This is a genomic window from Candidatus Protofrankia californiensis, assembly GCF_900634765.1.
Taxonomy (GTDB): Bacteria; Actinomycetota; Actinomycetes; order Frankiales; family Frankiaceae; genus Protofrankia; species Protofrankia californiensis.
The window spans coordinates 1-13063 of the sequence record NZ_CAAAFT010000008.1; the positions used below are offsets into that span (position 1 = coordinate 1).

General features: G+C 65.4%; 12 protein-coding genes and 3 pseudogenes. 9 read left to right on the top strand and 6 right to left on the bottom strand.

From position 1 onward, the window contains the following. The 3 genes and pseudogenes from DD1DGNOD_RS00285 to DD1DGNOD_RS00295 form a co-directional block, all read right to left on the bottom strand. Positions 1–1416, bottom strand: a pseudogene (locus tag DD1DGNOD_RS00285) (hypothetical protein); the annotation flags it as partial. A 266-nt stretch (positions 1417–1682) separates the two neighbouring features. After that, positions 1683–2660, bottom strand: a complete 978-nt coding sequence (locus DD1DGNOD_RS00290) for a PfkB family carbohydrate kinase (protein ID WP_131765081.1) — start codon at positions 2658–2660, stop codon at positions 1683–1685. After that, complete coding sequence (locus tag DD1DGNOD_RS00295; RefSeq protein ID WP_131769179.1) at positions 2657–4246, bottom strand: peptide deformylase; 1590 nt, start codon at positions 4244–4246, stop codon at positions 2657–2659. The genes DD1DGNOD_RS00290 and DD1DGNOD_RS00295 overlap by 4 nt, the downstream gene beginning before the upstream one ends. 455 nt (positions 4247–4701) lie before the next feature. Between DD1DGNOD_RS00295 and DD1DGNOD_RS00300 the strand changes: the two genes are divergently transcribed. Then, positions 4702–5073, top strand: a complete 372-nt coding sequence (locus DD1DGNOD_RS00300) for a hypothetical protein (RefSeq protein WP_241251171.1) — start codon at positions 4702–4704, stop codon at positions 5071–5073. A 55-nt stretch (positions 5074–5128) separates the two neighbouring features. Here the strand turns inward: DD1DGNOD_RS00300 and DD1DGNOD_RS00305 are convergent, their stop codons facing one another. Then, positions 5129–5557, bottom strand: coding sequence for a helix-turn-helix domain-containing protein (locus DD1DGNOD_RS00305; RefSeq protein WP_131769180.1), 429 nt, complete (start codon positions 5555–5557; stop codon positions 5129–5131). A 377-nt stretch (positions 5558–5934) separates the two neighbouring features. On the opposite strand from DD1DGNOD_RS00305, the pseudogene DD1DGNOD_RS00310 reads away from it, so the two are divergent. Then, positions 5935–6600 (top strand): annotated as a pseudogene (locus DD1DGNOD_RS00310) (FtsK/SpoIIIE domain-containing protein); the annotation flags it as partial. Positions 6601–6695: 95 nt separating this feature from the next. Continuing rightward, positions 6696–7460, top strand: coding sequence for a ThuA domain-containing protein (locus DD1DGNOD_RS00315; RefSeq protein WP_131765079.1), 765 nt, complete (start codon positions 6696–6698; stop codon positions 7458–7460). Positions 7461–7558: 98 nt separating this feature from the next. On the opposite strand, the gene DD1DGNOD_RS00320 is transcribed toward DD1DGNOD_RS00315, so the two are convergent. Further along, on the bottom strand, positions 7559–8977 hold the full coding sequence (locus tag DD1DGNOD_RS00320; RefSeq protein ID WP_165034712.1) for a WD40 repeat domain-containing protein: 1419 nt from the start codon (positions 8975–8977) through the stop codon (positions 7559–7561). A gap of 746 nt (positions 8978–9723) precedes the next feature. Further along, positions 9724–10500, bottom strand: a complete 777-nt coding sequence (locus DD1DGNOD_RS00325; protein ID WP_131765077.1) for a GntR family transcriptional regulator — start codon at positions 10498–10500, stop codon at positions 9724–9726. 220 nt (positions 10501–10720) lie between these two features. Between DD1DGNOD_RS00325 and DD1DGNOD_RS00330 the strand changes: the two genes are divergently transcribed. From DD1DGNOD_RS00330 to DD1DGNOD_RS00345, 6 genes and pseudogenes are all read left to right on the top strand, one after another. After that, the gene (locus tag DD1DGNOD_RS00330) at positions 10721–11125 is read left to right on the top strand and encodes a plasmid replication, integration and excision activator (protein WP_131765076.1); all 405 of its coding nucleotides are present in this window, start codon (positions 10721–10723) and stop codon (positions 11123–11125) included. Positions 11126–11226: 101 nt separating this feature from the next. Then, complete coding sequence (locus tag DD1DGNOD_RS26285; protein ID WP_165034711.1) at positions 11227–11394, top strand: hypothetical protein; 168 nt, start codon at positions 11227–11229, stop codon at positions 11392–11394. Positions 11395–11505: 111 nt separating this feature from the next. Beyond that, on the top strand, positions 11506–11811 hold the full coding sequence (locus DD1DGNOD_RS00335) for a hypothetical protein (protein WP_131765075.1): 306 nt from the start codon (positions 11506–11508) through the stop codon (positions 11809–11811). A 6-nt stretch (positions 11812–11817) separates the two neighbouring features. Further along, entirely contained in the window at positions 11818–11982 is a 165-nt protein-coding gene (locus tag DD1DGNOD_RS26290; RefSeq protein ID WP_165034710.1) for a hypothetical protein, read from the top strand. Positions 11983–12191: 209 nt separating this feature from the next. Beyond that, a complete protein-coding gene (locus DD1DGNOD_RS00340) occupies positions 12192–12434 on the top strand; it encodes a hypothetical protein (RefSeq protein ID WP_131765074.1) in 243 nt (80 codons plus the stop codon). Then, a pseudogene (locus tag DD1DGNOD_RS00345) lies at positions 12431–13063 on the top strand (hypothetical protein); the annotation flags it as partial. The gene DD1DGNOD_RS00340 and the pseudogene DD1DGNOD_RS00345, both read left to right, overlap by 4 nt.

Below are 13063 nucleotides of genomic sequence, written 5' to 3' on the forward strand. Positions count from 1 at the left end.
ACTACACCCGCACGCCAACTGCGAAGAGCCCATATAGTTCGCTGCCGTCGCGATGGCGAGCGGGAAGTCTGAAAGGGTAGATGCGACAGCTTGACAGTCCTCCGTTTTGAACATGGGCAGGACCTTACTCAGGTATTCCGCACTTTCCTGGCGAGACCAGTCTCCGACGTTGATGTGTACATACGCATCATCAACATGCCGCGACGTGGTTGTAATAACTATACGAGCATATCCACGCTTTGGAATTATCCTAATAATGGCGTTTGGATCGTCTATCCCGTCGATGATAATCAGCAGGTGCGAGTCGGCGGGGATTTCTCCTGAATTCAACTCGAACGGCGAAGGCCCTATTTGGCCGAAGAGCGGGCGCGCTTCATGGCGGGGAGCAACGGCCCCGATTCCCTCGAGCACAGAGCCTTCGTCCGTCGCATTGATGAGCACTGTGTGAAAATTATCGCTGTTTGTGGCCGCAAACTCGCGGGCGATTGTCGTCTTGCCTGATCCTGCAAGGCCAGTCAATACGACGGGTGCAACTGGCTCATTCTCGCCTGGTTTAAGATGACGCCCCAAGAGTTCGAGTTCTTGCTGTCTGCCTACGAAAAGGGGATTGTGGAGGCGCTCTCTCGAAATAGCCGCGCTATCGAACAATCCAGTAGTTTTGGCGTGCGCGACCGGGATCTCGCCGGCACATATTTCGCGGAGTAGCTGGCGGACTGCCTGCAAGTCGATGACATGAGACTGATATTCAGAGTCATCTCGCGGGCCCTTACGCGCCATTCCGCCAAGCCTAGCGAGACACTCCTGAGGTGTTGCAGGTCGGTTAGTCGAGACTTCGGAAATCTTTTCTAGCAGAGTCTCATAGCATTTGCTGGCGAATCTGTCCGAGTAGCCAAGGTTCCGGAGGGCAACCTCCAGCTCGCGAATGGCGACGTCGGTAATTTCGTTTCGTCGCGGAAGCGGCATGGGTCTGAGGATAAGCTGGCTCAGAAATATCCGTGCCTCGTCGTGAGAAACATCGATCAGGCGCGCTAGATGCGGGGTTGCGTTTGCAATCGAGTGGCTGTCAGCGGTAGAGCAAGCACGCAATAGTGCGCGTGCCGGGGCCCCTTGAAATCCTGCATTCGACTCGAATAGGCAGGTCGCGTCTCTGCCTTGAAGATTCCATGCATCATATAGTCCTCTAATCACATCCTGTTTCCGGAGTTCGCCTACAGTCCATTCACCTTGATTTGGATCTCTGTGCTTGACTGATACGAGTTCAACGGAGTCGTTTTGTGCGATAACTGCGTAGTCCGTGCTCCATTCGACAACGAAATGCCGAGCATCGCCATTCTTAAGATTCAGAATGATTCGGCGAGCTAGACACTCGTCCTGATAGTTGTATCGAGCGCGCGTGTCGGGGGCTGTGTTCGACACGTCCTTAACTAGACGCCGTTGGCCGATGTGGCGCCCTCGTTCGATCATGCGTAGAATTGTACGCCGGAGAGTTATGGCGTTTCGCACCTTCGGCTGACGATCCGAACGTGTCTTTGGACCACGTACGCGTTGGACAGGAACACATCGCCATGCTTCAGCTGCGTAGAGGCTAGGCCTGAGCGTTGAGTTGCGACGCGCCGGCGAGCACGGCGCGCAAGCGCCGCGCGCAGCCGGTTGCGGGGCGCGGCCCGCCACCGCCTTGATCTCTAAATCGAGCAATTCGGCAGTCCCACGGCTTGTTGGTGCAGCTCCGTCGCGGTGGGGAGTGCTTCGTAGGCTCCGGGACGACTGATGGTGAGGGCTGCGGCTGTCTGGGCCTGGTGGACCGCGTCGGCTGGACTGGTGCCGGCGATGAGGTGGGCGCAGAGTACGGCGGTGAAGGCGTCGCTGGCACCGGTAACGTCGATGATGTCGGCGGGTGGTGCGGGGTAGGCGTTGGTGGAGCCGTTGATCCGGAGAACACATCCGTGTTCGGCAAGGGTGACGCAGACTGTCCGCACGCCAAGTGCGTCAGCTACAGCGTCGGCGAGATGCTCGGCGGGGCCGTGTGCGGCTGAGTGCCCGGTAAGAAGGGCGCGGGCCTCGGCCTCGTTGGGAACCAGCATGGCGACGTGTTCCCACGGGATAACCTCGATGACCGCTGGATCGCTGGGAAGCGGCGCGGGGTTCAGGATGACACGTATGCCCTGATCGCTGGCTGCGGTGATGATTCCGGCGGCCTGGTCGGGGGATTCGAAGGTGACGAGGAGAGCGTCTCCCGGCCCGCTGGTTTTTACGGCGGTGGTGAGGTGGCCGGCGGTGACATTGAGCGCGTCGGGGACACGCCAGACCATGGCGTTCTCCCCGTCGGCGCGGGTGTAGACGACGCAGACCGGTGTGGGGGCCTCGGGGATGGCTGCCATGGTGGAGACGTCGATGCCCTCGGCGCGGAGCGCACTCCTGATGGCCTCGCCCACGACATCGGTTCCGACGCATCCGACGGCGGCGACCTGGGCGCCGAGACGGGCGAGGGTGATGGCCTGGTTGAGAGCCTTCCCGCCCGGGACGGTCCGCATGGCGTCGGCGCGTAGGTCGTCGCCCCATGTCGGTGGGCGGGGTGTGCTGATCAGGCAGTCGAGGACGTAGGCGCCGGCCACGAGGAACCGAAGCTCGCTGATAGGGCGCGCTGGGTGGGTGCCGGTCATGTGCTGGTGTAGGTCCAGGCGGAGCCGACTCCGCGGTACTGCTCGACCGGGATCGGGGTCACCCCGGGGCGCATCTTGTCGGTGTAGAGGTGGCCGTCCAGGTGGTCGATTTCGTGGGCGACCAGGCGGGCAAGGCCCTTCTCGAACACGGTGATCCGCCGTGTTCCGTCGATGTCGGCGTGCTCGACGTGCAGAGTGAGCGGTCGGGGGACCAGGCCGCGGACATCGAAGAAGCTCAGGCATCCTTCGTACTGCTCGTCGGTCTCGGGGCTGGCCTCGATGACGGTTGGGTTGAGCAAAGTGATCGTGTCGCCGTCGACGGTGCGGACGATCGCGGCGGCCCGGTTGATCCCGACCTGCGGGGCGGCGATCCCCATACCCTTCCCGAAGGTGTGCAGGGCGGAGACCCGTTCGATCGCGGAGGAGAGTTCGGCAACGACCCGGCGGGCGTCCTCGGCCTCGGCAGGCAGATCGAACGGGCGAGCGGGCTTGCTCAGGATCTCGGCGCCCTGCTGCACGATGCCGACCGCGGCCATCTGCTCGGACGGGCGGGCGGCCCCGGCGGCGGGGTCGGGCTGGGCGCGGAAGTTCCACTCCAGCCGGTAGCGGGCGTGCAACGGCGGCTCGTCTGTTGACCATGAGAACACCCGGCGGCCGGCGGTCTCGGTGCGCGCGATCGCGGTCCGGAACGGCAGGGCCTCGGCCGTCATCGACGTCTCCATGCCCCACACCACCGGATCTACCTCGGCGGGGAAGTCCAGCCGGACCGACAGAGAACGGGTCGGGACCCGTACGGCGCGCTGGAACCACGGCCCCCACCGGTCATCCGACACCCGGTAGGAGTACTCGATGACGGCGGTGTCGCCCGGGTAGAGCGGAAAGTGCCCCTGTGAGTTCTCGAAGCAGAGCCAGACTTCCTTGAGTGCGTCCCAGTCGGTCTTGATCTTCCAGTTCATCGGCTCGCCGTTGCACGTGGCGGACAGCCACAGGAAGTCCCACCGGAGCGGTTTCGCCCGGTACAGCCGGGCCGATCGCTCGGGGTCGCCCGGGTAGCGGTCGACGGAGATCCGCATCAGGTAGCGGGTGACCGGTTCGGTGCCGGTGTTCACGATCCGGCGCATCTGGTGCGCGTAGTACGTCGCGTCGTCGTACCGCAACGTTGCCTCGTCGACCTCGACGATCAGGCCACCCGACGACGCGACCGGCTGCGCGGGCGGGGTAGTCGCAACCGGTTGGGATGCCTGGGCCGGAACGGGCTGCGGCCCTGCGGGCTGTGTGGTGGATTCCCACCGGCGCGGGGCGAGCCCGAAGTATCCGCCTGGGATGCGTAGGGCGTCCGCGATGCGCTCGATGAGGTCCAGGGAGGCGATGCGGTCTTCACCACGCGCGATGCGGCTCACCCGTGACTGCGACAGGCCGTCGACCGGTGAGGAGATCCGGTCCTGGCTGGCGCCGTCGTACTTGCGCATCAGGCGGAAGATCGTCCCGAAGTCGCGGACGGAGCAGGCGGCGCGGAAGTCGGGCCGGGCCAACAGTTCGGCGGACACCCGGTACGACCCGACCGGCACGTCGGGGGTGTGCGTCACGGGGCGAACCTCCACGTCCCACCGGGGCCGGACGCCCACGGCGGGTGGCGTGAGCGGAAAGCACGCACAGACTAACGCGGCTATGCCAAACCGGTATGGGCCTTGTACGGCAACCGTTTTTCGCGGGTTCGGCAACCGGCCGGCAACCGCTCGCCACCCGATCGCGGCGTCGACGCGCTGTCAACGGTCCATACGAGACGTGTATGTCATATCGACATTTCGTGACAACCCGTCGTCGGGTGAGGCTGGGTACAGGCCACCCCGCTCCGTGTCCACGTAGAGCCGGGCTCCGCGGGACGGGGTGGCGTCCAGACCGTGAGGTGACACGACGGATGAGGGGCACGGCGAATGCCATGGACCAGGACCAGACAGACCGGAGCGAATCCGCGGAACGGCCACGGGAGTTCACGATGACGTGGACGAGTGGCCCGTGCCGGGCAGATGAGGAACCGGGGGTGGGCCTGCTGCCCTGGGGCGTGGACGCCTGGGCGCTGGTGGTCCCGGCGGGCTCGTCGGCGCAGGCGTTGCACGCGGCGATGGCGGAGATGCCGTCCGGCCTGCGGTTCGCTGAGGCCTTCGGGGACGTTGACGTGGTCCTCGTCTACGAAGCCTCCGGCGCGCGGCTGTCCCGCCGGCAGATTCCCGGGCCGTTCCTGCGGGCGATGCTTGAACTCGACCCGGTGCGGATGGGGGCGGGCAACGGCCGGCGGTGGATGACCGAAGGGGAACACGCGGCGTATGAAGCGGGGAAAGCCGATGTCGCCGATGCGCTGCGCCGTCAGATGATCCGCCGACGACATCGGCGGGACCGCTCCGCGCTGAGCTGACATCTCCGAAGATCGCAGGGTCGGACCTCGTCACAGGGTCCGGCCCTTCGTCGTTTCAGGACGGCGTCGGGCCGTCTGTCCTGGTGACGGTCTGTTCGACCGTGGCGAGACTGGTCAGGATCTCGGTTAGGCGATCCTCAACGCGGGCCAGAACAGCGAGGATCTCCCTACCTGTGGGCTCGCTCGCCTCGCTGTCTGCGGTCCGGGTGCCGGACAGCAGGATGTGTATCAGGTGGTCGTCGGGCCACTCCAGCGCGCGGGCGATCGCGGCGAGGGTCTTGTTCTGCACGCGGCGGCCAGCGCCGTGCTGAAGGAGACGCAGCGTGGACACCGACACCCCGGACAACTCGGCCAACTGCTGCTGACCGACCCGCCGACTCGACATCCGCTCGTTGAGCGCCACGGCCACGGCGGCCCAGTCCTCTCCCTCGGCCGGACCACGCGCGGTGTAGACGGACGCTTTCCGGTCAGCCATGACGCGCATATTAGCCATCAAGCAATCGGCGCCACAGGAGGCGTTCGGCAGCCATACCAACCTCGTATGAAACCCACCCGGATTTCCTCGTCGGATAGACCTGTCTGGCATGGTCCTATACAAGGCGCACATACTTTGATCGTATAGCGGTTGAAATGCGGTTAGCGAGCGGCGGATCGTGTACCTTGTCAGCCGGAAAGCACGCGACCGGTTCCTGGATTGTCGAGACGAGTGGAGGTGGCGCGGTGGCGCTGCTCTGTTTCAGGTAGACGGCCCAGAACCCCTTGCTTCCCTTCCGCTGCTTCCTGGCCTGTCCGATCTTCTCTCATCCTCGTTTCTTTCTGGTCCTGGTGGCTTCGCGCGTTCTGAAACAGGTGGTATTTGCCATGTCAAAAATCAACAGCGATCGAGGGACGCCTCGGGTTTCCTCTCGGTCAGACGAGATCCGCGTTCCGCTGTGGGTGCTGCTGCTCGCGGTGGCCGGTAAGGGCCTGGTGCTCACAGTGCGCTGGTGCTGGCGTCACCGGGTGGCCGTGTTGGTCGCGCTCGGCCTGCTGCTGTTCACCCGTCGGTTCGGCCCGTTGGGCTTGGTGGTCCTGCTCGTCGGGCCGGTCCTCCTGGCGGTTGCCTGGTGGCGGGTACACGCCCGGTCGTTCGGCCGGCTGGCCCGGTGGATGTGGGGCCGGGTGCGGCTGACTTTCGTCTACCGGCGGCGCTGGCGTCCGGCGATGGTTCGCGCTGGGCTTGCCATCCGCATGCCGGTGTCAAACGGCGATCAGGGCACGTTCGACGAGTATTTTCCGCGGATCCGGTCGATTCGGTCCACCCGCGCGGTGGACGTCCTGCGGGTGGAACTCCTGCCCGGACAGACACCGAAACAGTGGGAAGAGCAGGCCGAAGCCCTGCGGCACGTCTTCCGGGCGCGGCGCTGCCAGGTCCAGGCGGAAGCACACCGGTTCGTCCGGCTGCGCTTCCAGCGGCGCCCACAGCGCGACACCCTGACCCGGCCCATCGGCCCGGCCGGCCTCGACACTCCTCGGCCCGTGAGGGACAGCCGCGCGGGTCCGGGATGTGTGACTGATCTCGTATTTCTCGGGTAACAGTCGTTCGCTTTGCGGGGCCGGGAAATCTGAGGAGAGTAAACGGCATGGTGGAAGAGGATGGTTTCCGGCGTCCGCTGCGGGTCCTGGTATGGGGTGAGAACAAGCAGGATCAGGAGGAGGAGGTGCGGCAGGTGTACCCGTTGACGATGCACGAAACGATCGCTGCCGCGCTACGCCGGTTACTCGGGGAGCGGGCGCGGGTAGAGACCGCGACCCTCCAGGAACCTGAGCACGGGCTGCCCCCGGCCCGAGTTGCTGAGACTGACGTACTGCTGTGGTGGGGCCATGTTGCGCACAACATGATCGCGGACGAAGTGGTGGACCGGCTACAGCACCGGGTTCAGCAGGGCATGGGGCTGATTGTCCTGCACAGCGGTCATCTGTCGAAAATCTTTCGTCGGCTCATGGGCACGAATTGCCACCTGCGCTGGCGGGAGGGGGGTGACAGGGAGATCCTCTGGCCGGTCATGCCCGACCACCCGATTCTGCGCGGGATATCGCGGCCCATCGTCCTTTCCCGTCATGAAATGTATGGGGAGCCCTTCAACGTTCCCGCCCCGGAGAGCTTGTTGTTCATCAGCAACTTCTCGGGTGGGGAGGTGATCCGCAGTGGCATGTGCTGGACCCGCGGTCAGGGAAGAATATTCTACTTCAGTCCTGGTCACGAGACTCACCCGGTTTATCATCACCCGGCCATCCAACGCGTGCTTGCAAATGCGGTCCAGTGGTGCGCTCCCCGCTGTCCGCCGGTAACCCTTGAAGAGTCCCCACAATGCCCGGAGGGCTGGTTTGAGCAGGACGCCGACTGAAACAAGGGCCGGTGGCCGGACCGGGCTGCCGGTATACAATATCTAACCGACGGTTCACGCGAGGTCGCCGTTCGATGTTCGCTGCCGGCCCGTGGGGGTCATATGGCCCACAGCCGCACCGTTGTGTCGGTGCTGCCGGTGGCCAGGATGCGTCCGTCGGCCGTGAACACCGCTGACGTCACCCTGTCGGTGTGGCCGGCGAGGGTTTTGCCCGGCCTTTGCGCGGTCGGGTCGGTGAGATCCCACAGCCGGATGGTCGCGTCGGTGCTGCCGGTAGCCAAAGTGCGTCCGTCCGGAGCGAACGCCGCTGCCAGCACCCCGTGTGTGCGGCTGGTGAGAAGTTTGCCGCTCAGGTGTGGTACGGCCGGGTTTGTGACATCCCACAGCCTTACCGTGCCGTTGGCGGTGGCAGCGGCCAGGGTGCGTCCGTCCGGCGCGAATGCCAGCGACCGCACCTCGCCGTTGTGGCCGGTAAGGGGCGTGCCGCCTGAATGCGGCTCCGCGACATTCCACAGCCGCACCGTCCCGTCGGCGCTGCCGGTTGCCAGCGTGCTCCCGTCTTTCGCGAACGCCACCGGCCGCACCCCGTTGACGTGACCGGTGGACCAGGCACGGATCCGGCGTGGCCGGGTAGGGCGGGTCACGTCCCACAGCCATACTTTTCGGCGGTCGGTGCTGGCCAAAGTGCGTCCGTCCGGCGCGAACGCCACGGACATCACCCCGCCGGTGTGGCCGGTGAGGGGATTGCCACTCGAGTGCGCTGCGGTCGAGTCCGTGATATCCCACAGCCTTACGGTTCCATCGGCGCCACCGGTGGCTAAAGTGCGTCCGTCCGGCGCGAACGCCACGGACATCACCCCGTCAGTGTGGCCGGTGAGGGGATTGCCGCTCGGGTGCGGTGCAGCCGGGTCCGTGACATCCCACAGACGCACCATCCCATCGACACTACCGCTGGCCAGGGCGCGTCCGTCCGCTGCGAACGCCACTGACCGTACCTCGCCAGCGTGGCCGGCGAGGGGTCTACCGATCGAGTGGGGACTTGGTGACCGCTGCGCTGAGTCATCGGCGGAAATGTCGATCTCGACAAACGGGAGTCGTTCCCGTCCGGTGTAGTTGGCCGGCGGGGGCACCGGACCCTCAGGCGTCGTGAGCGCGGTGGGCGTGACAGGCGCGGGAGCGTCCCCGCAGGCGTTCGGCGGTGCTGGTCCGGATGCGGGGTCGGGGATCTCCCACGGGCGCGGAGCCAAGCGGAGCAGATGGCCAGGGATGCGGAGGCCGTCGGCGATACGCTCGATCAGGTGAATGGAGATGATGCGTTCCTTGTCGCGCATGACCCGACTGACGCGGCTCTGGGTGAGTCCTTCCACAGGGGAGGCGATGCGGTCCTGGCTGGCACCGTCGTACTGCTTCATCAGCCGGAAGGCCGCGCCGAAGTCACGGGCGCGCAGCGCTGCGCACATTTCGTCCCGTTCGAGTAACTGCCAGGAAACCCTGTAGAGGCCGTTGGCGGGCGGCATCTCGCCCTCCCGGGGTGCGGCCGACATCCGGGTCGGCGGTGTGCGGGACGGAATGCTGACATCGTTTGCGATGGGATATATTAGCCATCCTTCATGATCGACGATTTTCGGGCGATCCAGGCGTCGAGATCCTCGTCTCAAGCGGCAGGCGGGTGAACCGGATCGGTGAGCGGCCGGCGAGCATGGGTGGACGGCCTCCTTGGCCGGTTGGCTCCGTGGACTCGGCCGGATGCTACGGAACGTGACGATGGCATGGATGGCGTCGGAGCGCCCGAGCGCTGATCGTTTTCAATTGCAGTACAAACTGCAGTACTAGAGATCAAAAAAGCCCAGAGCCCCGCGCCGTGTGATCGGCTGCGGGGCTCTGACCTGCCTCAACCAGCGTGCGCTCGGAGGGACTCGAACCCCCAACCTCTTGATCCGTAGGCAGGGCTTCATCCCAGTTGAAACGGTTATGCCCTGGTATCGGAATCCGCAACAGTTCGTGATCGTCTGGTGCCATCCGTGCGTGTTGCTACAGCGGTTGCTACAGATCCGGGGCACGGCCCGATGCTCCGACGCGCCGCGCGGGTGGTCGCCCGACGCGCCACGGGGTGCCGACCGGAGGGAGGCGGGGCCCCGTGTAGCGCGGCGGAAGCGACCGGGCACCCGCGCGCTGCGTGTCGTGTGCGTCGGGCCGTGCCTGGCGGGGGCGAAGCCCCCGCCCTTGAACAAGTAAGGAAAGTTGGCACAGAGCTCTCGATCGTTCAGTTCTCGCTCTCGAAGGAAAATTCGTATACGAGTTCGTATCGATCGGCTGCAAGGGTCATGTAGTTCACTTCAACTGGAAGGCTATTTTTGTCAAGCGCGACACGGATTATATGGATAACAGGGATGCCGTTGTCTATCCGAAGCTCTTTTCTGATCTCTGGACTAGGCATCCGGACGGTTATTTTCTCGACGAAGCGGACAGGCTCACGTCCTAGCTCGGCTAGCCGAGCGTGTACCCCACCAGGGCCGGTGTCTTCCTGCTCTATCCGTGTTCCGCCAGCGAGCTTCCGCGTAAATACCGATGTTGCTAGTTGAACTGGCTCACCATCCGCGAGCATCACGCGATCCCGAACTAGGACCTCGTCGCCTGGATCGATGTTGAGAATTTCAGCCGTCGCACTGTCTGCGCCTTCAACCGATATGGCTACCTTCACGGAGGGTTCATATTCGGCGTTCGCTGTATCCGCGAGGAACGCACTCTGATTCAGGGATCGTGCCTTAGGAGAAAGCCTTTTCTGTGCAATCCTTCGAATAGGGCGTCGTTGCCTAACGAATATTCCACGTCCGTGTTCGGCGGATATTAGACCTTCGCCCCGGAGAACCGCAATTGCCTGCCGAACCGTAACGCGCGCGGCTTCATACTCTTCGGAGAGTTCGCGCTCGGAAGGGAGCTTCGCCTTCTCGGGAAGTATGCCAGTTACGATCTTTTCGCGAAGCTCATCCGCTATTTGCTGATACGCGGGTCGATCACTTGTTCGATCGATCGGTGTCATTCTGCGTCACCTTCCTTCCTAGGCTGCGGGAAGGTCTCGCTTGGGGCCTCCTGGGTGCCGCTGCCGCTGCTGGACACAGCCAAGGGTACTGGTCGGCACGTCGGCATGTCCTGTCCAGACAACTGGTAGACATGTCCCTACCAGTTTGCTACAGTGGTCGTACTGGACAGGACGTGCCTACCAGTTGAGATCATAGATCATCCTTAAGGAGACGTCAGCCATGCCTGTTCCCCGCGAGTTCAAGATCTCATTCGATGACCTGTTCCCCCACGGCGCGTTCGTGACCGGCCCGGTCGAGCCAGTGTCGGAGTTCGATGAGAAAGTGCCGGCGGCATCACGGCGGCAGAAGGCGGACAAGGACAGCGGTCTGCTGCTGTGGGATGTGCCCGTACACGACGCGGACCCGGAGGCACGGGCGTCATCGCGGTCGGTGAAGATCCGGATTGCGGCGAAGGTGCAGCCGACTCCCCCGGACGCGCTGCCGGGCCTGCCGTTCCGGCCGGTCGAGTTCGACAACCTGACCGTGGCCCCGTACGTGAACCGGTCGACCGGCCGAATGGCCCATTCGATCCGCGCAACCGGGATGCACGCACCCGCCGGGCGGGCGGCCAAGGCTGCCGCCTAGGAAAGCCGTTCGCACCCTCGGGTGCGGGTTTTCGCGTTGCCCGCTCCTGCCCGCACCCGGGTGCTGTTCCCTTTTCCCTGCGACAGGAACGGAGTATCACCATGGCTCGAAGCAACCGGGACATCCAACGCGCGGCGGCGTTAGCCCGATCGGACAAGGCCCGCGCGGACGCCAACGCCCGACGCCGGTCGGGCTGCTCGGACGCGGGTATCCGCGCGGCCCGCGACGTCGAACATCAGGCGTGGTCGGAGTACCGCACCCTGAACTGATCGTCTCACGGTGCTACCGGCTCCGGCGGTCAGGTCATGAGTTTGCCCGCTCCTCCCGACCTGCCGGGGCCGGCCTGCCCTGTTCCCTGCGTCAGAAACGGAGCCACCGTCATGTCTACCACACCCACCCTCGAGAACACCCCGGCCGGTGACCCCCTCGCGGGCATGCTGTCCGCCGCTGACCTGCATGCCGCCCATAGCCGGGCGTTCGCGGAACTGGACGAGTGGCGGAGCACGCTGGTGGTCCTCCTCGGGCTGCACTGCGACACCTCGGACCCGGACACCGCCACCGCGTTGCGCAAGGTGATCGACCTGGTGCGGGCCCGGATTCCCGGCCTGGAGATGACCTGGCTGCTGGCACGCCGGGCCTGGTCAGACGCTGCCGGCCTGAACCTCGACCCGTTCCACGGGGTCTGACCGGCCATGGCCACCCGACGACACCCCCGCACCACCAGCGGCACACAGCTGGCGCTGTCCTTCGACACCGACGACCGACCCCCGGCCGTACCGATTCCGCTGGTCCGCGCCGCCGAAGCCTCCCCACCGCTCACCCTGGAACCACGCCGGCGGGCCCGCTCCCGCCGATGACCACCCGGCGGGTCCTGCTGGATTGGCGGACCACCGGCAGTGTCGGGGATGCCCAACCCTGTGTCCTGTGCGGCCAACCGGCGCTCTGCCGCAGCCCCCGCGGGAAACCCTGCCATAAAACCTGCGCGGAAGCCTGGCACACCGCCCGTCCCGATCTCCCGCGATAAGCGTGCGCGCTCACGCGCCCATCCGAGGAAAGGTGAACATTCATGATTCCCGCGTATCGACTGGCCCCGTGGACCTCGGGCGATGCCGCCATACTGATCCGTTCCGCGAAAGGAACGGTAGCCGCGTCCGCGGACGATATCGCCCGGGTCATCACCCATTTCGGTCACATCCAGGACGAGGATTTCCGGGGGCTGCTGCACGCGGCCATGAAAGCGCTGATGAACCTCGAAGAATATTTGGATGAGCTGCTGTACGCGGCCCGCCACCACCCGGGGGCGTCATGACCCGGCGGCATCTGGGCACCCTGCTCGCGGACCTCGACCCGGCGGCCCGGGTCACCACCCGACGGCGGACCCCCCTCGGGATCTCCCCGCAGGACAGCATCGGGGACGCGCTGGTCAAGTTGACCGGCTGGGCGGTCCGTAACGGTCTGACGGGCATGCTCCGGCTGCTCGTCCGCTACCGGCGGACCTCGCTGGCCCTGCTCGCCGGGCTGCTGCTGGTGGACCGGGCCGGCTGGGTGCTGCCCCTGCTGGCCCTGGCGCTGCTGGTGTTCTCCGCGCTGGTCTGGCGGATCGTCTCTCCCGACTCCTACCGCCGCTGGCTGGGCCTACGGCTGCGGTCCTGGTGGCGTCGGTGGACCCGCTACGCCCCCCGCTGGGGCCGGCTGATGGCCCGCCACAACCTGACCGTGACCGACACGGACACCGAACAGTGGCCCCGGCTGCTGCGGATCCGGACCACGGCGGCCCGGGACTCCCTGCTCGTCCAGCTCCGCCACGGCCAATCCCCCGACGACCTGGAGGCCATCACCACCCCGCTGGCGCACGCGCTGCGCGTCGACGACGTCCGGATCCGCCTGCACCGGCCGGGCCGGGTGTGGGTGGACGTACGCCGCCGTGACCTGCTGGCC